21 protein-coding genes and 2 tRNA genes are annotated in these 24,356 nt (G+C 37.3%); 8 read left to right on the forward strand and 15 right to left on the reverse strand.

Annotation, left to right across the window (positions count from 1 at the left end; all coding sequences use genetic code 11):
* Positions 1 to 22 precede the first annotated feature (22 nt).
* Entirely contained in the window at positions 23 to 1,537 is a 1,515-nt protein-coding gene (locus LIV57_RS18805) for a GH3 auxin-responsive promoter family protein (RefSeq protein ID WP_227943842.1), read from the forward strand.
* Between the two features lie 242 nt (positions 1,538 to 1,779).
* On the opposite strand, the gene LIV57_RS18810 is transcribed toward LIV57_RS18805, so the two are convergent.
* From LIV57_RS18810 to LIV57_RS18855, 10 genes are all read right to left on the reverse strand, one after another.
* The gene (locus LIV57_RS18810) at positions 1,780 to 2,157 is read right to left on the reverse strand and encodes a hypothetical protein (RefSeq protein ID WP_227943843.1); all 378 of its coding nucleotides are present in this window, start codon (positions 2,155 to 2,157) and stop codon (positions 1,780 to 1,782) included.
* Positions 2,158 to 2,185: 28 nt separating this feature from the next.
* On the reverse strand, positions 2,186 to 2,548 hold the full coding sequence (locus LIV57_RS18815) for a hypothetical protein (protein ID WP_227943844.1): 363 nt from the start codon (positions 2,546 to 2,548) through the stop codon (positions 2,186 to 2,188).
* A 4-nt stretch (positions 2,549 to 2,552) separates the two neighbouring features.
* Positions 2,553 to 3,524 carry an endonuclease/exonuclease/phosphatase family protein gene (locus LIV57_RS18820; protein ID WP_227943845.1) on the reverse strand — a complete coding sequence of 324 codons (972 nt, stop codon included), beginning with the start codon at positions 3,522 to 3,524 and terminating at the stop codon, positions 2,553 to 2,555.
* 73 nt (positions 3,525 to 3,597) lie between these two features.
* Positions 3,598 to 4,587 carry an endonuclease/exonuclease/phosphatase family protein gene (locus LIV57_RS18825; protein ID WP_227943846.1) on the reverse strand — a complete coding sequence of 330 codons (990 nt, stop codon included), beginning with the start codon at positions 4,585 to 4,587 and terminating at the stop codon, positions 3,598 to 3,600.
* A gap of 9 nt (positions 4,588 to 4,596) precedes the next feature.
* Positions 4,597 to 5,352, reverse strand: a complete 756-nt coding sequence (locus LIV57_RS18830; RefSeq protein WP_202842281.1) for a rhomboid family intramembrane serine protease — start codon at positions 5,350 to 5,352, stop codon at positions 4,597 to 4,599.
* 5 nt (positions 5,353 to 5,357) lie between these two features.
* Positions 5,358 to 7,154 carry a DNA mismatch repair endonuclease MutL gene (mutL, locus tag LIV57_RS18835; RefSeq protein ID WP_110011301.1) on the reverse strand — a complete coding sequence of 599 codons (1,797 nt, stop codon included), beginning with the start codon at positions 7,152 to 7,154 and terminating at the stop codon, positions 5,358 to 5,360.
* Positions 7,155 to 7,469: 315 nt separating this feature from the next.
* Positions 7,470 to 8,297 (reverse strand): YoaK family protein, encoded by an 828-nt coding sequence (locus tag LIV57_RS18840; RefSeq protein WP_137904592.1) that lies wholly within the window; start codon positions 8,295 to 8,297, stop codon positions 7,470 to 7,472.
* 29 nt (positions 8,298 to 8,326) lie between these two features.
* Positions 8,327 to 8,821: a hypothetical protein gene (locus LIV57_RS18845; protein WP_227943847.1), complete on the reverse strand. Its 495-nt coding sequence runs from the start codon at positions 8,819 to 8,821 to the stop codon at positions 8,327 to 8,329.
* Between the two features lie 214 nt (positions 8,822 to 9,035).
* Positions 9,036 to 10,448: a sensor histidine kinase gene (locus LIV57_RS18850; protein WP_227943848.1), complete on the reverse strand. Its 1,413-nt coding sequence runs from the start codon at positions 10,446 to 10,448 to the stop codon at positions 9,036 to 9,038.
* Positions 10,449 to 10,451: 3 nt separating this feature from the next.
* Positions 10,452 to 11,159: a response regulator transcription factor gene (locus tag LIV57_RS18855; RefSeq protein ID WP_227943849.1), complete on the reverse strand. Its 708-nt coding sequence runs from the start codon at positions 11,157 to 11,159 to the stop codon at positions 10,452 to 10,454.
* Between the two features lie 192 nt (positions 11,160 to 11,351).
* On the opposite strand from LIV57_RS18855, the gene LIV57_RS18860 reads away from it, so the two are divergent.
* The 6 genes from LIV57_RS18860 to LIV57_RS18885 all read left to right on the forward strand — a co-directional run bounded on the left by LIV57_RS18860 (position 11,352) and on the right by LIV57_RS18885 (position 20,748).
* On the forward strand, positions 11,352 to 11,921 hold the full coding sequence (locus LIV57_RS18860) for a helix-turn-helix domain-containing protein (protein ID WP_227943850.1): 570 nt from the start codon (positions 11,352 to 11,354) through the stop codon (positions 11,919 to 11,921).
* Positions 11,922 to 12,520: 599 nt separating this feature from the next.
* Complete coding sequence (locus LIV57_RS18865; protein WP_227943852.1) at positions 12,521 to 15,346, forward strand: TonB-dependent receptor; 2,826 nt, start codon at positions 12,521 to 12,523, stop codon at positions 15,344 to 15,346.
* A gap of 9 nt (positions 15,347 to 15,355) precedes the next feature.
* Positions 15,356 to 16,654: a DUF5690 family protein gene (locus LIV57_RS18870; RefSeq protein WP_227943853.1), complete on the forward strand. Its 1,299-nt coding sequence runs from the start codon at positions 15,356 to 15,358 to the stop codon at positions 16,652 to 16,654.
* Between the two features lie 11 nt (positions 16,655 to 16,665).
* Entirely contained in the window at positions 16,666 to 17,820 is a 1,155-nt protein-coding gene (locus tag LIV57_RS18875; RefSeq protein WP_227943854.1) for a TIGR03364 family FAD-dependent oxidoreductase, read from the forward strand.
* Positions 17,821 to 17,827: 7 nt separating this feature from the next.
* A complete protein-coding gene (locus LIV57_RS18880) occupies positions 17,828 to 18,496 on the forward strand; it encodes an HAD-IA family hydrolase (RefSeq protein WP_227943855.1) in 669 nt (222 codons plus the stop codon).
* A 398-nt stretch (positions 18,497 to 18,894) separates the two neighbouring features.
* Entirely contained in the window at positions 18,895 to 20,748 is a 1,854-nt protein-coding gene (locus LIV57_RS18885; RefSeq protein WP_227943856.1) for an alkaline phosphatase family protein, read from the forward strand.
* A gap of 74 nt (positions 20,749 to 20,822) precedes the next feature.
* On the opposite strand, the gene LIV57_RS18890 is transcribed toward LIV57_RS18885, so the two are convergent.
* Genes LIV57_RS18890 through LIV57_RS18900 form a run of 3 tightly spaced genes read right to left on the reverse strand, consistent with a single transcriptional unit; the run spans position 20,823 to position 23,148 of the window.
* The gene (locus LIV57_RS18890; RefSeq protein ID WP_227943857.1) at positions 20,823 to 21,308 is read right to left on the reverse strand and encodes a GNAT family N-acetyltransferase; all 486 of its coding nucleotides are present in this window, start codon (positions 21,306 to 21,308) and stop codon (positions 20,823 to 20,825) included.
* 11 nt (positions 21,309 to 21,319) lie between these two features.
* Complete coding sequence (locus LIV57_RS18895; RefSeq protein ID WP_227943858.1) at positions 21,320 to 22,738, reverse strand: PLP-dependent aminotransferase family protein; 1,419 nt, start codon at positions 22,736 to 22,738, stop codon at positions 21,320 to 21,322.
* Positions 22,739 to 22,779: 41 nt separating this feature from the next.
* The gene (locus LIV57_RS18900) at positions 22,780 to 23,148 is read right to left on the reverse strand and encodes a hypothetical protein (RefSeq protein WP_227943859.1); all 369 of its coding nucleotides are present in this window, start codon (positions 23,146 to 23,148) and stop codon (positions 22,780 to 22,782) included.
* Between the two features lie 205 nt (positions 23,149 to 23,353).
* Here LIV57_RS18900 and LIV57_RS18905 point away from each other — a divergent pair, with 205 nt between their 5' ends.
* On the forward strand, positions 23,354 to 23,992 hold the full coding sequence (locus LIV57_RS18905) for a helix-turn-helix domain-containing protein (RefSeq protein ID WP_227943860.1): 639 nt from the start codon (positions 23,354 to 23,356) through the stop codon (positions 23,990 to 23,992).
* A 49-nt stretch (positions 23,993 to 24,041) separates the two neighbouring features.
* Here LIV57_RS18905 and LIV57_RS18910 read toward each other — a convergent pair.
* Both LIV57_RS18910 and LIV57_RS18915 read right to left on the reverse strand, forming a co-directional pair.
* Positions 24,042 to 24,125: transfer RNA gene (locus LIV57_RS18910), tRNA-Leu, on the reverse strand.
* Between the two features lie 77 nt (positions 24,126 to 24,202).
* Positions 24,203 to 24,284 (reverse strand) — tRNA-Leu (locus tag LIV57_RS18915).
* Between the last annotated feature and the right edge of the window lie 72 nt (positions 24,285 to 24,356).

Below are 24,356 nucleotides of genomic sequence, written 5' to 3' on the forward strand. Positions count from 1 at the left end.
AAATATCATTATATTTGTTGAAATGGCAACCAAAGCACTTTTCAATACCGTAGTTAACTGGTTTATCCGTCAAAGGATTGATCAGATACAGAATTTTATAGACCATCCGATTGAAACTCAGAAAGGTATACTCTTTTCTCAGCTGTTTCATGCGGAAGATACGGAATATGGTAAATTATACGGATTCAATTCTATCTCAAGTTATCAGGATTTTAAAAACAAAGTTCCTATTGTTACCTATGAAGAAATGGAGCCTTTTATTGAAAAAGCAAGACAGGGACATAAAGACGTAAGCTGGCCGGGACTTATTAAACATTTTGCCAAATCATCGGGTACCACCAATGCTAAAAGCAAATTCATTCCGATCTCTGCCGAAAGCCTTGAATACTGCCACATGAAAGCCGGAAAAGACATGGTTTCGATTTATGCCAACAACCATCCCGAAAACCAGCTTTTTAATTATAAAAATTTACGCTTAGGCGGAAGTTCCGAGCTTTATGCGGATTTTAATACAAAATTTGGAGATTTATCCGCCATCCTTATTGATAACCTTCCCTTTTGGGTAGAAATTACCACCACACCCAGCAAGAAAGTTTCCTTGATGGGAGAATGGGAAAGCAAGCTTAAAGCAATTACTTCTGAAGTAAAAAATGAAGATGTGGGAAGCATTCTTGGAGTACCAAGCTGGATGATGGTTCTTCTGCAAAGAGTATTAAAGGAAACCAATGTAGGAAGTATTTCGGAGCTGTGGCCTAATTTAGAGGTGTTTTTTCACGGTGGAATCAGCTTTAAGCCCTACAGGGAACAATTCAGACAGATCATCGGAAAAAACATCAATTACTACGAAATTTATAATGCTTCCGAAGGCTTCTTCGGTATCCAGGACAGACCAGACAGTGATGAGATGCTTTTAATGCTGGATTATGGGATATTTTATGAGTTTATTCCAATGGATCAGTTCCATTTTTCAAATCCTAAGGTCGTAAGCCTGGAAGATGTGGAAGTTGGGAAAAACTACGCAATGGTGATCACCACCAATGGAGGACTCTGGAGGTACCTGATTGGCGATACCGTTGTCTTTACTTCAATCAATCCGTTCAGAATAAAAATAACAGGAAGGACAAAGCACTATATCAATGCTTTTGGGGAAGAACTGATGATTACCAATGTAGAATCTGCTCTTGCAAAAGCCTGCGAAGCAACGGGAGCACAGATCACAGATTTCACGGGAGCACCGGTTTTCATGAAAGGAAACGAAGGAGGCGCCCATGAATGGATTTTTGAATTCAGCCAGCACCCGGATAATCTGGACCATTTTATTGATGCTTTTGACAAGCATTTAAAGACCATCAATTCAGACTATGAGGCGAAACGATACAACAATATGACTCTGAAAAGGCCGATTGTACATATCGCTAAAGAAAATCTGTTTTATCACTGGCTGGAAGCTAAAGGGAAATTGGGCGGACAGAATAAGGTACCAAGGCTAAGCAATGACAGAGAATATATTGATCCGTTGCTGGAAATGAATAAATAAAGTTTTTTTTAAAAAGCAAAGAATTAGTAATCCGAATATTTAAGGAGGCTAAGAATATGGCAACTTCGCCACTTATTAGTCGTAATGGCTATACGTATACTTCGTTAGAATCAACCTATTGATTCAACTTTTGCTCTCTCGAAATAGTACGGTATCAAAACAGAAACTTTGCGTTAAGAAACTCTATTCACAAATCATAAATAAAAAGCCGTAATTCTGTTGAACTACGGCTTTTTTATTATTTATTTACTTAGATCTTCCTGCACTTTTTTGGCAGCTTCCTCAACTTTCGAAGCTCCTTTTTTCGCGGCCTCTTTGGCGTCCTGCCCTACTTTATTAAGATCCTGTTTTGTCTTATCTGCAGTAGCATCAATTTTATCTTTTGCTTTCTGCGCGGCATCATCAATCTTATTACCTGCTTCATCTACCTTAGCTTTCACATCTTCTTTAGCATTGTTGATCTTTGCAGTATCCACAACGTTCGGTGTTTCTGTAGTGGTAGTGGTTGTAGTTGTAACTGATCCGTCAGGATTTTCTACCTGTTCTGTTTTTGTTGTTGATTTTGTACATGCTACCGTGAATACTGAGATCACCACTGCAGCTAAAATTTGTTTTTTCATATTGTTTATTTTTTAATGGAATCTGGATTTATTCTGATTTGGTTTCCTGCACAGCCGTCTTTTCAGCTGTCTTTAGCTTCTTTTCGGCTTCTGCTTTTTTCTTTTCTTCTTCCTGTTTTGCTTTATTTTCTTTTTCAAGCTCGGCTTTAATTTTATTTTCTTCGTCCTGAAGCTTTTTAGCCTGTTTTACCGAATCAATATACTGGGGAGAAGACATTCGTATTTTGCGTGCAATATCCACTGAAACGGCTCCTGTAGAAAAGGAATCTACAGCAGTAGTATCATAACTTATTTTAACTTCCTGCTCAGCCCCGAATCCCGGTGATTCTTTCTTCGAACAAGCAGTAAAAAGAATGATAAAAATAAAAATCGCAGCCAGTAAATTTTTCATGGAACTAATTTAATAGAAATTCCGCAATTACAGGATAGTGATCCGATAATTTCACAGACTGGTCTACTTTATAGCTTAGCGGAATGATTGATTTCGAACTGAAAATATAATCAATTCTCAAAGGTACTTTATAATCATGGAAACTGCTGGCACTGCCCTTTCCGGCTACCAGGAATGCATCCTGAAGGTCTTTTCCAAGGTTATAATACTCATATGAATTGGGAACAGAATTAAAATCTCCGGCCAGAATAACAGGATAAGGTGATAAATCGATCATTTTTCTGATTCTTTTTACCTGGTCTTCATGTGCCTGAAATGTAGGAGTCATATGAGAAAGTAACGTTGAAACATTTCCCAAACCTAGTTTATCAAGTTTTGTAAACATAGATTTATGAAGTCTGAAAGGTTCAAGATACACATTAATAATTCTGATTACTTTTCCATTAATGTCTATATCAGCATAAAATGAATTTCCGCGGGCTTTTTCGTCAATAAGCTCTGCTTGTCTTACAATTTTATGCTTGGTTTTAAGAATAACCGACGGGTATTTTATAAGATCACGTTTTATAACACGGTTTGTATCTTTTTCCTGTACCAGAATAATGTCTGCATCCTGTGCTTTGATATAATCTTTTACTTTATCCCAGCCATATTCTCCGTATTTCACATTAAAAGTCAATACCTTAATATCACGGATTGTTTTTAAATTTTCTGTTTTTGGGGAAAAGTTGATCCATCGTCTGATCGGATTATAGAAAATAAATGTACCTAATACAAAAGCAATGGCTATTTTTTCTTTTTTGAAGATCCAGATCAGCGTTAGAATTACATGTGCCAGTATCAGATAAGGAAAACCAAGAGACAGAAGATTCAGGTTGCCTAAAATGTTTGGTGGAATCCATGCATTCCCCAATGTGCATAACAGCAAAACAGCAACAACGATATGTATAAATAGTAATATCTGGTTCGACTTCATGAAAAAACGGTCTTGGTACGATTTTCTTTCAACAAAAACCCTACCAAGCAAACAATTTTAACTCTTTTTATGATTATTTATTCTCCGTAGAAAATGTTACTGCGACAGGATAATGATCTGAAATACTTACAGAACGGTCAATTTCGTAAGATATTGCCTTTAATGACTTTGAAGAAAAAATATAGTCGATCCTGATGGGGAATTTATAATCGTGAAAACTGGTTGCACTTCCTTTTCCTGCAGTCAGAAATGCATCGTCAAGCCCATCAGATAAATGATAATATTCGTAAGAATTGGGTACAGAATTGAAATCACCTGTAAGGATAACAGGGTAAGGCGAATTGTCAATTACTGCACGAATAAGCGCTACCTGATCCTGATGTTTTTTAAAGGTGGGAATCAGCCTTTTAACAACATCTTTTATTTTTTGTTCGTCGGTATCAGTATTTCCATTAAGCCTCACCATATCTTTTTGAAAGCGAAAAGGATTGAGATAGACATCAATGAACCTGTAGGTTTTGCCTTTAATTTCAATATCAGCCAGCACACCGGGAATTCTTACTTCTTCATCTTGAGGATCAATAATCTGCTGGTTAATGATTTTGTGCTTGGTTAAAATCGTTAAACCTCCACCTGGATTTGCTTTCTGATAGCCATCAAACTGATATTTAATACCTGCATCCTCCTGTAAAAGAATAACATCCGCATCCTGAGATTTCAGGTACGGTCCGACCTCTTTGTTTCCTATTCTGCCAGCCCTTGTATTAAAAGAAATCACTTTTATTTCAGCGTTTCCTTTCTGATCAGAATAGTTAACCCAACGTTTTACAGGATTCATAAATGCCAAACCCGCCAACATAAATACAAAAGCCCTTTTTTTCCAGCTTAATACCCAGAATATGGTCAGGATGATATACAGAATCATAAGAACCGGGAATCCTAATGATAGCAGATTAAACCATGGAAAAATCTTTGGCGGTACGTAACCGTTCAGTAAAGTACCCAGCAGCAGAAACAAAATTCCCAGATGGATAATCAATACTATGAGTCGGAAAATCTTCACAATGTTACTTTAGTTGAATCTGTATAAATGCTTTTTCCATATCCTTGCCAAAAGCCATCCAACCAAAGCTCCTCCTACGTGAGCAAGGTGGGCAATGCCTCCTCCGTTTCCTGACACCCCAAGATATATTGAAATGACAACAATAATTGGTAAAAGATATTTTACTTTTATTGGAACAGGAATAAACATGATTCCAATTTTTGCATCCGGATATAATGTGGCAAAAGCAGCTACTACTCCGAAAATAGCGCCGGAAGCACCCATCATACGAGATATAAGCAGGTTATAATATTGACTGGATAATTCCTGTCCTTCAACTGTTGTAGCACTGATCTTCAGACTTCCCACATAATCAAGTGCGGCTTTTGGATAAATTTCGGCCGCGCTAAGTCCCATATCTTGTAAACCAGAAATAATTTGCTGAGCTTCTACAAAATTCCAAAGATTGAATAAGAAAAACGAGCCTAGTCCACTTGCGAAATATAGTATCAGATATTTTTTATCTCCCAATGTTTGCTCCAGAATAGGTCCAAAGCTAAATAATGTAAACATATTAAATAAAATATGCATTATACCCCCAGGCTCTCTAAATGGAGCGTGCATAAACATATGGGTAATAACCTGCCAGGATTTAAAATTGGGAGAGAATGGATAAAACCCAGAAAGTGTATCGTATAAATTCGGAAGCATAAAATTAGCAACCAAATAAACAATAATGTTGATAATAATTATGTTCCTTGTAATGGGTGGTATATTGTTAAACATATTTTTTAAAATTTGTTTTTAAAGTCATTAAACGGAACTTCATAAAAGCATCTTTTGCCATCCGGCAAAAATTCCGGGAAGCCTAATGCTGTAAAGTCTTTAATAAGCTGTTCCGCATCTTTTTTATAAATAAAGTCAAATCTGGATTTCGACTGCATTTTATTCCATTGGTTATGGTAATACTGCATGAATTCTTCTTCCGTCTTGTAATCAAGGATCTCAAAAAGGTTCTCCAGGAACTTCATGGCCTGGGTTTCTTTCAGTCCTTCCGGAAGTGAATCTATTCGAAGTACACTTTCATGAGCAATTTTCATGTCAAACCCCAATTCCGGCAAATATTTTTTGATCGAATTGTATTTTGTCTTTTCGATTTCATTCATATGATACTCCAGGGAGAAAAGAAGAGCATGGCTGTTTGTGCTTGATTTTCTGGTGGATTTGTTTCCTTCAGAAACCAACAGTCTGTGCATTCTTCCCAAATCCAGCATTAAAGTAACATCTCCTTTGTTAAAAAGCCAGTATCCATTGGGAAGCCTCATCAGATCTTCATCAAAATCCTCATCTTCAAACAGGTTAATCTTTGAAGGCTCTGCTGTAATATTCTGATGGTACATTTCCGTAAGGTTCTGAATTTCCTCCGGATGTACTACATTTTTCTCTTCCAGAAACGGATTATAGTCTTTGTCTACAATGATTTCCGGCATTTTGAAAACACCTCCGCCGGAACCTCCTCCATTTCCTTTGCTCGGAATCGGTTTATTCATCATTTCATCCAGTTCGGGATCTCTGTCGAAATCCAGACTTGGAGAAACATTATAAATTCCTAAAGATCTCTTAATGGTTGAACGAAGCAAAGCAAAAATAAGATGCTCGTCCTCAAATTTCACTTCAGTTTTCTGTGGGTGGATGTTCACATCTATTTTCTCCGGATCAAGTTCCAGAAAAAGGAAAAAGGATGGCACATATCCAGGCTGAAGCAAGCCTTCAAAAGCTTCCTGTACTGCTTTATTGAAGTATGGACTTCTGAAGTATCTTCCGTTAACAAAAAGGAACTGCTCGCCTCTTGCTTTCTTGGCCCCTTCAGGTTTGGCAACAAAACCATGAAGTTTACACCAGATAATGTCTTCTTTAATAGGAATCAGAAGCGGCTGAAGCTTTCTTCCGAAAACATCCACAATACGCTGCATCTGGCTCCCTTTCCTCAGTCTGAAAACAGCTTCATCATCATGAAAAAGGGAAAACTCAAGGTTCTCATGGGCTAGTGCAACACGCTGAAATTCATCAATTACGTGTCTGAATTCAATATTATTATTTTTCAAAAATTTCCTTCTTGCAGGAACGTTATAGAAAAGGTTTTTTACTAAAAAGTTTGATCCGTCTGCTGTCTGAACCGGATCCTGAAACTGGAAAACCCCTCCTTCGATATAGATATTGGTACCAATGGAAGTATCCTTCTGTTTTGTTCTGAGCTCCACCTGGGAAACTGCCGCTATAGAAGCCAGCGCTTCACCACGAAATCCTTTGGTGGCTATCTTAAAGATATCTTCAGTTCCTTTGATTTTGGAGGTAGCATGCCTTTCAAACGCCATACGGGCATCTGTTTCAGACATTCCTTTTCCGTCATCCACCACCTGAATAAGGTTTTTCCCGGCATCTCTGATGATCAGTTCAATTTTCGTTGCATCTGCATCAATAGCATTTTCCAAAAGTTCTTTCACGATGGATGCAGGCCTCTGCACCACCTCTCCTGCTGCAATTTGGTTGGCTACATGATCCGGTAAAAGCTGAATAATATCTGACATAAAAACGTAAATCAACTTACAAAAATAGTCAATGAAAACGGGAATTAAAATACTAAAATCGTGATTTAATATTTAATTATCAACATTTTTGCCTATTTATCCCCAACCGGTTTTTTTAATGTTTGTAATGAAGGGCGTTAGCAAGTTTATTGCTCCAATCCGGAAATCTTTATTTCAACAATCGTTAAAAACAGGACAAAAACAAGTCATTTTTATATAATTAAATTAATTTTTAAGAAAAATGCCCCTATTCTATGATAAAATAAGGGCACTTACAGCTAGTTTATACAAAAAATTAATAGTGTGTTTTATATTTTAATCCTCAAAGACAAGCTTTCTTTTCTTTTCTCTTTTAGGAATTCCGTGGATTTTATCATACAGATAAGCAAAGAGATTAGGTTTTTTATAAATCCTGCTGTATCTGTATTTCGTGTTGAAATGACGAATATGAATTTTATAAGCATCATATCCGATGACAATCAGAAGACATATGCTGATTACATAGAATACTCTGAATTCCAGATAATAATATGTTAACCCCGAGAATACAGCGCCCATTACATAAGCAAGCATAATACTCATGAGAAGTTTTGCCCTGCCAATCAGCTCTCCGTTTTTTCTGTATTTTTTCTGGGTAAACATGGATACCAGAATTCCCAGGTCGGTAGTGGTTCCGGTAAGGTGGGTCGTTTTCACAGAGAAGTTGGAAATACTTGCGGTAAGACCGTTCTGAAGTCCGGTGGCAAAAAGCATCAATGCCACTAAATATTCTGTTTCTTCCAATGTTTTCTGGTAATAAAACTGTCCGTATATTCCTACAAACAAAAGACATATGATTTCCAGCACAATCGGCATGGCATGGGCGAAATATTTACTTTTCTTATTAAAATTGATAACAATAAAGTTGGACAGGAAGCTTCCGAAGAAGAACAAAAAGATCCATCCTCCTACAACTCCTACCTGTGTCCAGTTTCCTTTACTGATTTCTGCCGCTAAAATAGCGTAATGTCCTGTTACGTTTGACGTAAAAGAGAGGAATATCAACAGGGAAGCAATGTTTATAGTACCTGCCGTGAAGGCAGTCAGCGTTCCCAACCTGATGTTGTCTCCCAATGTTCTGCTGTTACTATAATTTCTTAACATTTTTTATTTTTTTAAATTGTGTTTAATTTTCAGACTTCTACAAAAATCTCTGCCAGCCTTCCTCTTTCCGGAAGTTTTTCTCTTACTTCGACCGTAATTTCATGAGATTTGAGTTCTTTGCATTTCCTGATATAAGGAGTCAGATCGAATTTTCCGTTTCCTCTGCTTTTGATGGATGAAGAATAATAAGCTTCCTCAATGTTTTCCGCCTTTACATATTGGTTGAATGTTCTCTGGAAACTTCCTGTAAAAATGTCGCAGATGATTTTATTGACCAGATGGGGATATTTATTGCTGATAATTCCCAAAGCATCACAAAATTCCGCAGGTCTTATTTTATTGAATATCGATGTTTTGGTACTGAACAAAAGATCTCTGATAGAATCTCCGGAATCATAGCCGGAAGTAAGAAGAATGTTATATTGGTTCTGATCTTCTGCTGCTTCTTTCTCTTTAAGTACTTTTTTCAATATATTCAATGACTCAAGAGAGTAATCTGTTGCAATTAAAATTGTTTTAGTCATGTTCTTATTATTTTGTATTGTGTTTATCTTTTTTGATGATACAAAACTAGAACGACCATATTAGAAGATCTTTGGAATGGAATTAAAATGTGATTAAAGAGATTAAAATGAGATTAGAAAATTGTTAACAGGAGTTAATATGCCGAAAAGCTCTTTTGCATTTTGCCATTTCGCTTTTTCGTCAATTTGCGATTTTGCCTATTGTTATTCTGGTTTACACTTTGGCTTGTTCGCCCTTCTGAGTGCTGTAGAAATTAGGAAAACGCATCTGTACCGTTGTTCCCTGATTTTCGTGAGAGCTTACAATCAGTTCACCGTGGTGCATTCTGACGATATTTCTTGCCAGTGGAAGTCCGATTCCGTAGCCTTCATAATTATTGGTATTGGAAGCTCTGAAAAACGGATCGTAGATTTTATTCATTTCCACTTCAGGAATTCCGATCCCGTTGTCTTTTATAATGATGTAGACATCTGTATTGGTGGCGCCAAGAGAGACTTTAACCTGCTGAAAATTAGAATATTTACAGCCATTACTGATGATATTAGCCACTGCAAGATGCAGTAGCTGCTCATTCCCCTGAACTTTTAATTTCTTAGGATTATCGGGAAGCATGCTGATATCCAGATAGATATTGTTTCGGGAGTCAATTCTCCTTAAAGTTTCAATAACGTCCCAAAGAAGCTGATCAATTCTCACCTTATCCATTTTCTGGATTTTCCCGTCGAATCCGGTTTGGGCAATCATTAAGAGGGCTTTAATCTTTTTATCCAGCTTTTCAGCTTCATCCAGAATGATTCCGAGGGTTTCTTTGTATTCATCAGCCGTTCTGCTGATGGAAAGGGCAACGTCGGCTTCCCCCATAATGGATGTAAGAGGTGTCCTCAATTCGTGGGAAACATTGCCAATCAGGTGGTTCTGGGTTTCAAAAGACGTTTCAATGCGGTTGAGCATATCATTAAAGGTATCTACCAGCTCATTAAGCTCTTTATTATCAGGATGTGATTCCAATCTTAAGTGAAGGTTTTCAGAACTGATTTCTTTTACTTTTCCTGTAATTTTTAAGATCGGCCTGAATAAGGTTTTGGACAGATAAAAAGAAAAAATCATACTAAAAAACAGAGACAGTACGATACAGGTAAGCAGTGTTCTCTTTAAAAAGCCCAGATAATAAACCACATAATGGTTTTTGGCAGAAGCGATGGCAATATAATCTTTATCATCATATCTGAAACTTTGTCCTATATAATAGAATTCTTCGTCATTATAATTGGATTCTCCTTCTCTGATAATATTTTTAAAGAAATAATCGGGGATATGAACTTCCTGAGATATTTTTTTGAAATTGGAATCGGCAGGAACCGCAAAAACATAGTCTTTTTCCATCGGAAGTTCCTCATCATTCAGGTTGCTGAGAATATAGTTTTCAGGAAGGTCGAGATGATCTTTACTTTTTTCGATCTGAACAATGGTCGCTGTCCTTATCTTCAGCAGCTCATAAAACCTCTGATGTGAAAAATTAACGATAGAAAAATACACCAAACCACTGAACAGCAAAATGATGGCGGTAAAAACCAACATCAAAAGTACCATCGTTTTGGTTTGATTTGTAATGACTCTGTTAAACATTCATTATGTCTTTTTCAACACATAACCCATTCCTATCACGGTATGAATCAGTTTATTATCATCCTGGCTGTCCAGTTTTTTCCTTAAATAATTGACATAAACATCTACCACGTTGGTTCCCAGTTCATAGTTTACTCCCCAGACCGCATCCAGAATTTCTGCTCTTGAAATTACTTTTTCAGGATTATTCAGGAAATACAGCAGCAGTTTATATTCTGTGGAAGTAAGAGAAATCTCTTCTCCGGCACGGGTTACTTTCTTGGTATAATCATTCACCATCAGATCCGAAAACTGGAATATATGTTCATTATCCGGCTCCGGTTCAGCAATTTCCTGCGGACCATTGTTATTGCTCCTTCTTAGCAGGGATTTTACACGTGCAACCAACTCAATGAATTTAAATGGCTTCACCAGATAATCGTCTCCTCCGCTTTCCAATCCGAGAACAATATTTTCAGAAGTTCCCAAAGCAGTCAGAAATAAAATAGGAACGCTCTGATTGGTTTTTCTTATTTCTTTGCACACATCCAGACCGTTCATTTCCGGAAGCATAATGTCTAAAATTACCAGATCAAAATCGTTAGCCTGCACCAGCTGAACTCCTGTACGGCCGTCAAAAGCTACAGAAATTTCATATCCGTTTTCCTGGAGTCCCTTTTTTATAAAAGATACTACACTGGTTTCGTCTTCGATAAGAATAATTTTTTTCATAGATGAAATAAGGAGTTTTACAAAAATAGGGAAATTTTCCTGGGGAGAAAAAGCGAGGAATATCAGAGAGTCAAGTAGCAAATAATAATTTTCAATGAATTGATTCCCTCCTGTACCTAAACTCTATAGAATAATATTACCTTTGCTTTAATAGAATGATGAAAAAATAATTCAGGTTAAATTACACACAGTATGAATGACTTTTTAATAGGTATCGGCAAGAGATTAAAGGATATTAGAAAAAAGAATAATTTAACCATTAATGAGCTGGCCTTCAAAGCGAATGTAAGCAACGGACTTGTTTCCAGAATTGAAAACGGAAGAACGATTCCTTCGCTGCCTGTGTTATTGGATCTGATTCAGTCGCTGGAGATTGATGCCAGTTATTTTTTTGAAGGGGTTGAGAAAAAGTCCAACGCCAAATTCATCTATGTTCCAAAGGAAAGCCAGCAAATCATTGAAAAAGAAGTGGAAGCTGAGGGATTCAGATATATGCACATCTTCAGCAAGAGCCTTCATTCTTTAGGATTTGAAGCTGTATTATTGACTCTAGAACCTAATTCTAAAAGGGAAAAGGTCATTACGGATGCCTGGGAATTTAAATATATTCTGAAGGGAGAAGTGAAATATGTGATTGATAATGAAGAAGTCATTTTAAAAGAAGGAGATTCTTTGTATTTCAACGGAAAGTTTCCTCACGTTCCGGTAAGCATCAGTGATGAGAGCTGTGTGATGCTTGTTCTTTATTTTTATACTGCTTAACTATTTCATTTTTTTAACGCAAAGTTTTTTATTATTTGCTTTTGTCATTCTGACGAAGGAAAAATCTCTTATTTGCATTCAATAACGCGAGATTCTTCATTACATTTCATTTCATTCAGAATGACAATTGTAGTGTAGATTCCTTATAAATACACATATAATAATCAAGCTTCTTTAACGACAACGTCGTAACCTTTGCACACTTATAATGTGATATTATAATTATTAAACTTTGCGTTTAAATCATATTTCAATTTTACATCATGCTTTAATTTTGATTTTCTGAAGCATACAAAAGTTTACAAATATGCAACTTTTGATTTTCGTCATTCTTCCAAGATGAACGAAATATGAACTAAAACAGACCAATTTTCAACCGATTTCAATTCCTTTTATTGTTAGGAAATATTTACTAAAAACGTTGAAACAGTCACTTTAAAGCTTGTTTTCTTGAATTTTCAAAGGTTAACTTATATTGGTTTTAAAGTAAAAAAAGCGTAACAAACCTGGCTTATTTGTTAAACAATACTTAATACAAAATATTTATATATATTAAAATTATTAGCGTGATTTGCATAAAAAATTTAATATATGTAAAAATGAAAACAAAATTAGAGAAATTACTTACCCTTGTTTTTGTCTGTTTCATAGTCTTTGTTACAGCGCAAAAACAGTTAATTATAGGAACTGTGCTTGACGACAGCCAGCCTCTCCCCGGGGCCACCGTCAAAATAAAAGGCTTATTTAAAAATATAACAACTGATATTGAAGGAAAATTTACCATCAACGATATTAAAGAAGGCCAATATACTTTACAAATCAGCTACATCGGTTATGAATCTTCAGATATCAATGTAGATCTTAAACCGGAACAAACGGTTGACTTAGGAATTATCAAACTATCTCAACCGAGAAAAAATATTGACGAAATTGTCGTTACCGGAACGTTAAAAAATACGGAAGCGAGAGCTTTAAACCTTCAGAAGAATGCCATTAATATCACCAATGTCATCGCTTCTGACGGAATCGGAAAGCTACCGGACAGAAATGCAGCAGAAACCGTACAGCGTGTACAAGGAGTTTCTATTGAAAGGGATCAGGGAGAAGGAAGATTTGTGTCCCTGAGAGGACTTCCGCCATTCTGGGCATCCACAACCATTAATGGAAACAGACTTCCCACCGCAGAGGAAGAAACGACTTCCAGAGCTACGGCATTTGATTTCTTTCCTACAGAACTGATCTCCTATGTACATGTAAACAAGTCTTTTACCCCAGATATGGAAGCTGACGGAATAGGCGGCGGTGTCAATTTTATTACCAAAACCCCACCGATGAAAACAGAATTCAAAGCGACCATAGGAAGTGGTTACAATGCCAAAGCTGATAAAGGCGTTTACAACCTTGGATTTTTGTATGGGGGAAGAACGAAGGATAAAAAGTTCGGGTATTTATTCAACTTTGCGCATTTCATAAGAAACTGGTCTACAGATAATTTTGAGGCTAGAAGAAGTGGCGATGAAGGAGTTTTCAGACTGGAACTTCGTGATTATAACGGAGTCAGAAAAACAACAGGGATCAATACTGCTTTCGAATACGTACTATCTCCAAAAACGACTTTCTATTTAAAAGGAATGTATGGTACCTTATCGGATGACGAGACCCATTATAAACACAGAATCCGTTTTGATAAATTCAGCAGTGCTAATAATACAGCAAGAGTAGAGCTCCAGAATATCCACAATTTACTGATAACGGAGCTTACTTCTGTTTCTTTGGGAGCGGTTCATCAATTCAATAAAGGAAAAATCGACTGGGATTTATCTTACTACGACAACCAATTCAAGTATGGGAATATTCCTGACAAACAGAACAACTCATATTATGTCATCAAGTACACTCAATCTGGTGTAGGCATCAATCCTGATTATATTTCAGACCATGGAAATGGCCCCAGAGCTTATTGGAAAGCTGATGGTGGAAAATTAGATTATAAAAATCCTGATGCGTTATTTGGTTTCTACAGCGATCCGAACTTTAAAATGGATGCTTCCCAGATGAGATTTACGGATCTTGAATTTTACAAAGTTTTTGTAGAAGAAAAGGATAAAATTGTTGCAGCTTTTAACCATGAGATCAATGCCTCTGATAAACTGAATTTAAAGTATGGTTTTAAATACAGAGATAAAGAACGTAATGCAAAATTCTCTGATATTTTCTACAACTGGAACAACGGAACATCGCCTCTTCTGTCTGATTTCTCACAATATATCACAACACAGTCCAACGGACCAAAATATTTAAGTGAAATGAATGCACACATCGGCAATACTTTCGGACCCGTACTTTCCACCAATGGAATGAATCAGTTCTGGTATCAGAATCAGGGTAATCTGAAGATCAATACTGCTGATTCCGAAGCACTGGAATACAATAAAGCATTAGGAAGAAACTTTGATGTGTTTGAAAAACATGCAGATGCTTATGGAATGGCAACGTACAAACTGAATGATAAGATCATCATTTTAGGAGGAATCAGGCTATCCAATACCAATACTAAAGTAAGAGGATACAGCGTGAATGATGACGTACTGACACCGGTAGAAAATACTAAAAACTATCTGGCTGTTCTTCCGATGATTCATTTAAAATATACGTTGAACGATAAAACCAATCTTCGTTTTGCTGCGACGAGAACTTTTTCAAGACCTAATTTCGGAGATCTTACTCCGGGCGGAACTTATATTGAAGCAGATAACGAGTTCAAAGGGGGAAACCCAAATCTTAATCCTACCTATTCTTTGAATTTTGACCTGATGGGAGAATATTATTTTTCCAACGTAGGGATTCTGAGTGGCGGTGTTTTCTATAAATCCATTACAGATCCTATTTTCCAGGACTCTTTTATCGGAAACTATAACGGAAACAACGGAGTACAGTTTACCGCTCCCAATAACGGAAAAGCTGCATGGCTTGGAGGTCTTGAACTTGGAATTAATAAGAGATTTGATTTCCTACCAGGATTGTTACAGTACTTTGGAGTACAACTGAACGCTACATTCATGACTTCTGAAATGGAAAAACCAAGCGGAAGAAAGGTTGCCCTCCCTTATCAGGCAAAGGAACTGTACAACGCGCAGCTTTTCTTTGAGAAAAAAGGATTCAACGCAAGGCTGGCTTATAATTATAAAGGAAAATATGCTGTAGAATATGCAGAGGAAGATATCAATGATTCTTACTATGGCAAGTATAGTAATCTGGACTTCGGAGGTTCTTATCAATTTACCAAATACCTGACTTTATATGCGGATGTGAACAATATCCTGAACAAACCACTGATCTATCACTTCGGAAAAAGTGAAGACCGTCCGGAACAGGTGGAATATTATGGAGTCCGATTCAATCTTGGAGTAAAACTGAATTTTTAAACCAGAACCATGGCCAGAACCATCAATCAAAAAACACTGGTAACACTGAAGGCTGCTTTTGCTGCTTTCGGTGTTTACTTCTGCATGTACGGTTTCAGGAAACCTTTTACCGTAGCATCCTTCGAAGGACTTTCTTATTTTGGGGTAGATTATAAGATTCTGATTATCATTGCACAGGCCGTAGGCTACTTTGTTTCCAAATTCATCGGGATCAAATTTATTTCCGAGCTGAAACCCCAGAAAAGACTTACTTATCTTTTTATTTTTATTACTGTTGCAGAGCTTGCATTGTTAGGATTTGCAGCCGTTCCTGCTCCTTACAATATTCTGTTTATGTTTATCAACGGTATTCCACTGGGAATGATCTGGGGAATTGTTTTCTCGTATATTGAAGGACGGAAAGCCACTGAAATCATCGGATTGTTTTTATGTTCAAGCTTTGTGGTTTCTTCAGGGTTTACAAAATCAGTAGGAAAATTTTTAATGGATACCTTCCCGATTTCCGAATTCTGGATGCCATTTACAGCCGGCCTTGTTTTTATCATTCCATTGGTTCTTTTCGGCCTGCTTCTTGAAAGAATTCCTCAACCTTCAGAAGAAGATATTTTACTCAAAAACAAGAGACAACCGTTGAATAGTAAGGAAAGAAAAGCTTTGATCCAGCAGTTTTTTGTTCCGATTGTTTGCATCATATTTTTATATATCAGCTTAACGGTTTTAAGGGATTTCAGAGATAATTTCAACCGGGAAATCTGGGACGGACTGCATTTTGGTTTCGACAGTTCTATTTTCACTTTAACGGAAATTCCTATCGCCGTAATGGTTTTGGTGATTTTAAGCTTTATGGTAAAAGTAAAGAATAATAAAAAGGCATTTGCCTATTATCATTACATTCTTTTTGCAGGAATTCTTACGGTAGGACTTTCTACTTATCTGTTTCAGCAGGGTTCTCTGTCGCCTTTTTTATGGATGACAATTTCCGGCTTCGGAATGTACATCTGCTATATTCCTTTCAATGGAATTTATTTTGACCGGATGATCGCCGCTTTTGAAATCAAAGGAAATGTAGGTTTTCTGATTTATATTGTAGATTCTTTCGGTTACCTGGGAAGTGTTCTGATTCTTTTGTATAAAAACTTTGGCTCGGCCCAGACTTCGTGGTTACATTTTTATATTAACTTAAATTATATCATCACCATAACGGTTTTCATTCTTTCGGTGATTGCTTGTCTGGCTTTCAGAAAAAAGTCAAAACCCAAATCTAAATCTAATCAATTCATCAATTTCGATACGTCGAAAATTTTATAAACAATAGTACAATGACAACAAAATTTGATTTACTCGTTGTAGGAGGCGGAATTTTAGGAACATTCCATGCTTATCATGCGCTGAAGAAAAATCTTAAGGTAGCTTTACTGGAAAGGAATTCTGTTCCTCAGGGTGCCACGGTAAGAAATTTCGGACAGGTAGTACCCTCCGGAATGGATCTTAAATGGCAAAACTTCGGAAGGGAAAGTCTGGCCATCTACAATGAACTTCATGATCAGGCAGATCTTACCATCAGGCAAAACGGTTCCATCTATATTGCTTCCAATGATGAAGAGCTTCAACTGATTGAAGAGTTATATGAAATCAACAGAAATAATGAGTATGAATCTGTTTTATTATCTAAGAACGACTGCATCAAGAAATTTGACGGTCTCCGTTCAGACTATTGCAAGGGAGGTTTGTTTTTTCCTCAGGAACTTTCCGTAGATTCTGCAGATATGATTCTAAAGCTACACAAGCTGCTTCAGGAAAAAATGGGATTGCAGATTTTCTACAATACAACGGTTCTTGAAACCCATGAAGATGATCAGAAATGTACAGCTGTAACTGCTGACGGAACAGAATTTAATGCTTCTAAAATCATTGTCTGCGGCGGACATGAGTTCAAGACTTTATACCCTAACGTATTCAATGACAGCGATCTGGAAGTAAGTAAACTGCAGATGCTTCAGACAATGCCGCAGGGAATCTATTCACTTCAGGGAAATATCCTTACAGGGCTTTCTGTGAGAAGATATGAGTCTTTCAGCGAATGTCCTTCTTTTCAGAAAATCAAGGCTTTAGAAGATCCAAACTCATTTGAAAAGAAATACGGCATTCACATTTTATTCAAACAGGCTCTTGACGGCTCTGTCATCATCGGAGATTCTCACGAATATGCAGATGCTAAAAATGCAGATGACCTTGGGTACGACCTTAATATGGAGATTGATGAATTTATGATTCATGAGGCTAAGAAAATTATTGATCTTCCTACTTATGAAATTCAGAGGAGATGGTTCGGAATCTATTCCCAGTGCAAAACAAAAGATATTTTTGAGCACAGCCCATCTGCCAATATTCATATTGTAACGGGTATCGGAGGAAAGGGAATGACGGGAAGCGGTGGCTTCTCTAAGTTTAATATTGAAAAAATTTACGCATAACTTTTACATGAAAAATATAGAATTACTGGTTCTGGATATGGCCGGAACAACAATTGATGAAGATAATGTAGTTTACAAAACACTTACCAATGCCGTAAATGATTACGGCTACGCAGTAAGCCTGGAAAAAGTATTATCCAGTTGTGCCGGAATGGAAAAACTGGAAGCCATCACAAGTCTTTTAAAGGAAATCAATGGGAACGAAGAGGATGCTCCTGCTATTTTTGAGAATTTTTCTGACCAACTGAAAGAATCTTATCAAAATCTGGATGTAAAACCCATCAACGGAACAGAAGATTTTCTGCTGAACATGAAGTCTCAGAACAAGAAGATCGTTTTAAATACAGGATATACATCAGAAATCGCCCACCAGCTTTTACATAAACTGAACTGGAAAGAAAGTATTCATTTTGATGCCTTGATTACCGCAGATGATGTTTCGGAAAGCCGTCCAAGCCCGGAGATGATCTACCTTGCCATGAAGAAATTCAATATCACTGAAGCGCATAAGGTTTTAAAGGCAGGAGATTCTGTCATTGATATTGAAGAGGGTAAAAATGCAGGCTGCGGATTAACGGTAGCCGTTCTTTCTGGTGCTCAGACGCAGTCAGAGCTTGAAAAGGCAGCTCCTGATTATATTCTGAACACGATTTCTGAAGCTGAGGGGATTCTTTAAACACTTTTCAGATTATTTTTAAATACTTCTTGACACAAACGTTTTCATGGTTTTTCTATAGAAAATGTTTGTGTTTTTACCACCCCGTCAAATTTCCAATTTGACACCCCTCCGGAGGAGGGGAATGTAGTACGGATCATTAGGTATTTGTTATAACCTACATATCCGGCAATCTTTTTTGATCTTCTATTCGCAAAGCCTGAAATTTAAAATAAACAAAGTCATTTTTCTTTTGTGACTTTTGTGGTTAAAATCTAAACTTTTTGAGTGAACTTTTTAATTATCAATTAATTAACTTTCAGTTCATAAATTTTTACAAATAGTAAACTAATTTTACAATAGTTAAAAAATAAATTACTATTTGTAAACTTTCACAATTCTAAAAACCCTTTTTCCCCATGAAAACAAAACTATTCTCAATGGCTGTTGTAATGAGCTGTTTCCTTGGAGCTCAGACTAAAAAAGTCCTTTTTATTGGTATTGACGGATGCCGTGCAGATGTCATGATGTCTACACCTACTCCCAACATTCAAAACCTCATCAGCCAATCGATCTATTCTACCGACGGGCTTTGTGCTGCTACGACCTGGAGCGGAAACGGATGGAGCACCATGCTGACCGGAGTATGGCACACCAAACATAATGTTCAGGACAATAATTTCACAAGCCCAAACTATGTCAATTACCCTGATTTTCTGACAAGAGCAGAAAATTACAACCCTGGTTTAAGAACAATCTCCCTGGCGCATTGGTCACCCATCAACGACAAAATCATCCAAACCGCAGATGTAAAAACCAATCTGGCAACGGATCTTGCCGTAAAAAATGCTGCTGTAACGGCTTTGCAGAATGACAATCCTGATATTCTCTTTGTAGATTTTGATGATGTAGACCATGCAGGCCATTCTTATGGATTCTCATCAACAGTTTCACAGTATGTAAATTCCATTAAAACAACAGATTCTTATATCGGAGAAATTGTTGCAGCGATGAAAAACAGGCCATCATACAACAATGAAGATTGGTTGGTGGTATTGACAACAGATCATGGAGCTATAGACTCTTCACACGGGGGCGGAAACCTTTCTGAAAGAAACATTTTTACAGTATATTCCAACCCGGGATTTACTCCACAACAAATCAGCAAAACCGTTCTGGAATCCAATAAAACCTTCAATCAGTTGAATTTCCCGGCAGGGACTTATGCCAAACCAGCCAGCCAGACTTCTTTCAATTTTGGAGCCAGTCAGGATTTTACCATTGAATTTTGGGTAAAACCTAATGCTTCTTATTCAAGTGATCCGGTTATGATCAGTAATAAAAACTGGGCTAATGGGAAAAATAAAGGATTTGTTTTTTCAGGATATTCAGGACAGACTTTTAAAATGAATATTGGCGATGGCACTAACAGGATTGACCTTGTTGGTGGAAAAGCAGAAACCAACAAATGGAAACATATTGCTGCAAGTTTTGACAGAGATGGTCTTGTAACGTTGTATGAAGATGGCGTTCCGGTAACTTTTGCTAAAATGAATACCATCGGAAATATTGATTCCGGGCTTCCTTTTACATTAAATCAGGATGGAACCAATGTTTATGGAATCAATCTGGCGGCTTCTTATAAAGACATAAGAATCTGGAAATCTGCTCTTCCCAATGATGTTATTGTGAATTGGGCCAACCAGGATATTACCTCTTCGCACCCTTATTATTCTCAATTACTGGCCAACTGGAAATGTAATGGAACTTCAGGAAATACATTGACTGATTCTAGTCCGAACGCGAATCATATGACTGTTACAGGCTCTCCAACCTATAATGCCAATACTGTTAATAATTTTAAAGTGTATGATTATACCTCTACAACAAGAGAAACAGATCATTTTCCAACTGTATTGAACTGGCTTTGTATTCCCGTGCAGTCTTCATGGGGAATTGACGGAGTAAACAGAATTCCGGCATGTTCCAAAGAAGTATTGACAGCAAAAGAGACAAAGGTAACCGCTGATGATTTAAAAATATATCCAAATCCCGTTTCTACCTTCATTGGAATCCAGTATCAATCTGAAGATAAGGAAATTAAGGCAGAAATCATTGACAATAAAGGATCGGTTGTTTCAACTTCGCATTTGCAGTCTTTAAGAGGATATTATGATGAAAAAATTAATATTGAAAACCTTCCTTCAGGAGTGTATTTCATAAAAATCAACGGCAGCAGAAAGTCACTGACCAGGACTTTTATCAAGAAATAAAACAGTAAAGCAATTAGATTTAAATTTTGATATTAGAACAAGGATATTCCTATCCGAGTTCTAATATTTTTTTCTTATTTATTGAAAATCAGCTCCATCTGCACATCGGCACGGTCATACTCAGCATTGCTGATGGGAGTATGGATAAAGCCCAGCTTTTCATAAAGTGTAATGGCCGGAACCAGTATAGAATTGGTAACCAAAAATACTTTTTCAGCTTTTAATTCCTTTGCTTTTTCCACTAAAGTTTTTCCCAAAAGGTAGCCTAGTTTTTTCCCTTGCGCTTTGGGACTTACTGCCATTTTTGACAATTCAAAAGTGAGAGGACTGTCTTCTGTTTTTACTAATGCACAGGTTCCTACTGCTTCTCCATCCAGCAAAGCAAAAACAATGTGCCCTCCTTTATGTAAGATATGCTCATCAGGATTATCCAGCAGCTTATAATCGCCGGCTTCCATGACAAAGTATGTTTTGATCCATTCTTCATTCAAAGCTTTGAAAGCTTCTTTATACTGAGGTTCATAGGCTACGATTTTTACTTCATTATTGTTATCATTCATCGCTATAAGGTTTATTTAATTCTGTTTTTTATCATTTTTCCAAGCTTTTCCAGATCATTTTCCACCCTGTCTGTCCATTCCAGTGCATAGTTCAAACGCATGCAGTTCTGATACTGATTGTGCTGTGAAAACATTCTTCCGGGAGCAAAATTGATTTTCTGCTCAAAAGCCACATCGTAGAGATCTTCCGTACAAATTCTTTTATCCAGCTCCAGCCAAAGCATAAAGCCTCCTTTGGGTTCTGAAATTTTTGTATTATCCGGAAAATACTCAGTCACCGCCTTTTGAATCTGAAGGTAATTTGCATAAAGCTTTTTTCTGAACATTCTGAGGTGGTGATCATAACGCCCGTGGGCAAGAAAATCCGTAATTACATCAGAAAACAAAGAAGGTCCGCTTACCGTCTGAACCAGTTTCTGACGGATAATTTTTTCTTTAAATTTTCCGGGAGCTACCCATCCAACCCTGAAACCCGGTGCTAGTGTTTTGGAAACCGAGCCTACCCACATCACAATTCCTGCTTCATCATAAAATTTACACGGCTTGGGTCTTCCCGCCCCGAAATAAATGTTACCATAGACATCATCCTCCACCAAAGGGACATTATATTCAGTAAGCATCCTTACCAGTTCCTTCTTGTTATCATCAGGCATCTGAAATCCCAACGGATTATTATAATTCACCACAAAACAGCACGCAGAAAGCTTTGGCATTACCTTTTTTAACTCATCCAGATCTACTCCTGTAATGGGATGCGTAGGAATTTCCACAGCCTTAAGTCCTAATAACTGGATAGCCTGAAGAATTCCGAAATATACAGGACTTTCCACCGCCACGGAATCTCCCGGCTGAGTAACTGCCATTAAGCAATTATAAACGGCGTTCATAGCTCCGGATGTAATCACCAGATCATCTTCTGTGATTTTCCCTTCCATCACCATCGACCATTTGGCAATTTCCCGGCGAAGCACCTCACTTCCCTGTACAGGTTCATAGTTGGTTCCGCTGTCGCTCTTTCTTTTGATCACATCAATCATACATTTCTTCATCTTGGCCACCGGAAGAAGGCTTTTCCCCGGAATGCCCAATCCAAACTGTGTGATATCTGTTCCCCCGATGACACCAAATACTTTATCAATAAGGTCCTGTGGTGTATTCTTTTTCTCTGAATCTTTCATCGGTGCCACGGAAGGCAGTGCCAGTTTTCGCTGGGAAGTCTGGCTTACATAGTAGCCATATTTCGGCCGCGATTCTACGAGAGAACGGCTTTCCAATTCCATATAAGCCTGCTTTACGGTATTCAGGCTTACATTATAGAGTTTTTGGGCACTTCGCAATGAAGGCAGCCTGTCTCCAAACTGGAGGGTTTCACTTTTAATCTGCTCTGTGACAGAATTGGCTATTTTGAGGTACAGAACATCTTTATGCATAGAATCCGGGTTTTAGGTAAATGTACAATTTTATCCGGTCTTTATTCGGGATTCAGCCAGCTGATCATACTGCTGATACTGCTTTTTAACTGTTCCGGATCCTTAAAATTGGGGGTGTGAGTATTTTTAAGATATCTTTCAGCACGGGAAAAGAAATTTCTCTTTTCGGTACCTGACATCTTATTTTTATCATAGATCCTGAAAGATATTTCATCCTTTTCGTTCACGATAAGACTGGCAAAAGCAACAATCTGCTTCCCATTTTTAGCCAAAAGAAAAGGAAGTCCGAAATTCTGATCTGCTATTTTCAGATTCTGTGTTTCCAGAAAAATATTTTTCAGCATCCACATATCTGATATGTAAGCCTCAGCATATTGAAACTGTTTCTGTTGTTGAGTGATTGTTTCCATATTTTCTTCTTTAGCTAAACAAAATTATGGAGTATTTAATCCTGGATACAGATACAGAACTATACAATATTATGGGTACAGATTTTTATATAATGTGCTTTACCTTTTTCTTTTAAAAATTAGCTCCATCAGAAATAGCATCCATGCAAATATATTTAGCAACATTTATTTACATTTTCTATATTTGCAAAAAATATTGGACAGGATGAGCTTATTTGGAATTAATATTAAGAAAATAAGACAGGTGAAAGGGTTGAGTCAAAAGGCTTTTGCAGATCTGTTTGATCTCAACAGAGGCGTAATAAGCTCATATGAGGAAGGACGTGCTGAGCCAAAAATTGAAACCATACTGAAAGTTGCGAATCACTTTAACCTTAGTCTTGACAAATTACTGACTGAGCCAGTGCAGGCAAACCAGCTGGCAGGCACTCCTGGTGCCAGTCAGCCCGTACTTTTCCCTGAATCAACAGGAGAGACTATTTTGGAAATAGAGAAAACACAGTCCGTAAATAATGCCAACTCAGTAATATTGCAAAAAATATTAGCATTTGTTGATCTGGTCTATGAATTTTCTCCTGAAAAAATACTGCTTCCCCAGTATCAATCCGGTGATATTTTATTTCTGAATAAAACAAATCTGGCAGCAGATCCCATTAGCAATCTAGTGGTTTATATCAATGGAAATCTTCAATATGCAATTGAAAATCAACGCACAAACAAAAATCATCAGGAATATTATAAGATTGTAGGATACATTTCGACAGGAAACAAGAATATTTTCACTGGTATTTTTGAAAGGCTGGAAAAACTTGAAAAGAAAGCGGGAAACAGTCTGATCCTCTAAAGGTTACAAAAACAAAAAAGCCCTCCGTAATAACCTACAGAGGGCTTTGTACCCCAGACGGGACTTGAACCCGTACGTCCTTGCGGACACAGGATTTTAAGTCCTGCGTGTCTACCAGTTCCACCACCAGGGCATGGTGTGGGCAAAAAAAAAGATTCGAACCAGAGGTTCCAACCTTCTTAACGACTCAATAAGAGTCTTTTCGAATTGTGCGGATGAAGGGACTCGAACCCCCACGCCTCACGGCACCAGATCCTAAGTCTGGCGTGGCTACCAATTACACCACATCCGCTGATTCGCTGATCTGAATACTCAGATTCAACCTGATTTCTTACAAATATAAGATTTTTATTTAAAGAACACT

The sequence above is a fragment of the Chryseobacterium sp. X308 genome (assembly GCF_020733145.1).
In the GTDB taxonomy this organism is placed as follows: domain Bacteria; phylum Bacteroidota; class Bacteroidia; order Flavobacteriales; family Weeksellaceae; genus Chryseobacterium; species Chryseobacterium cupriresistens.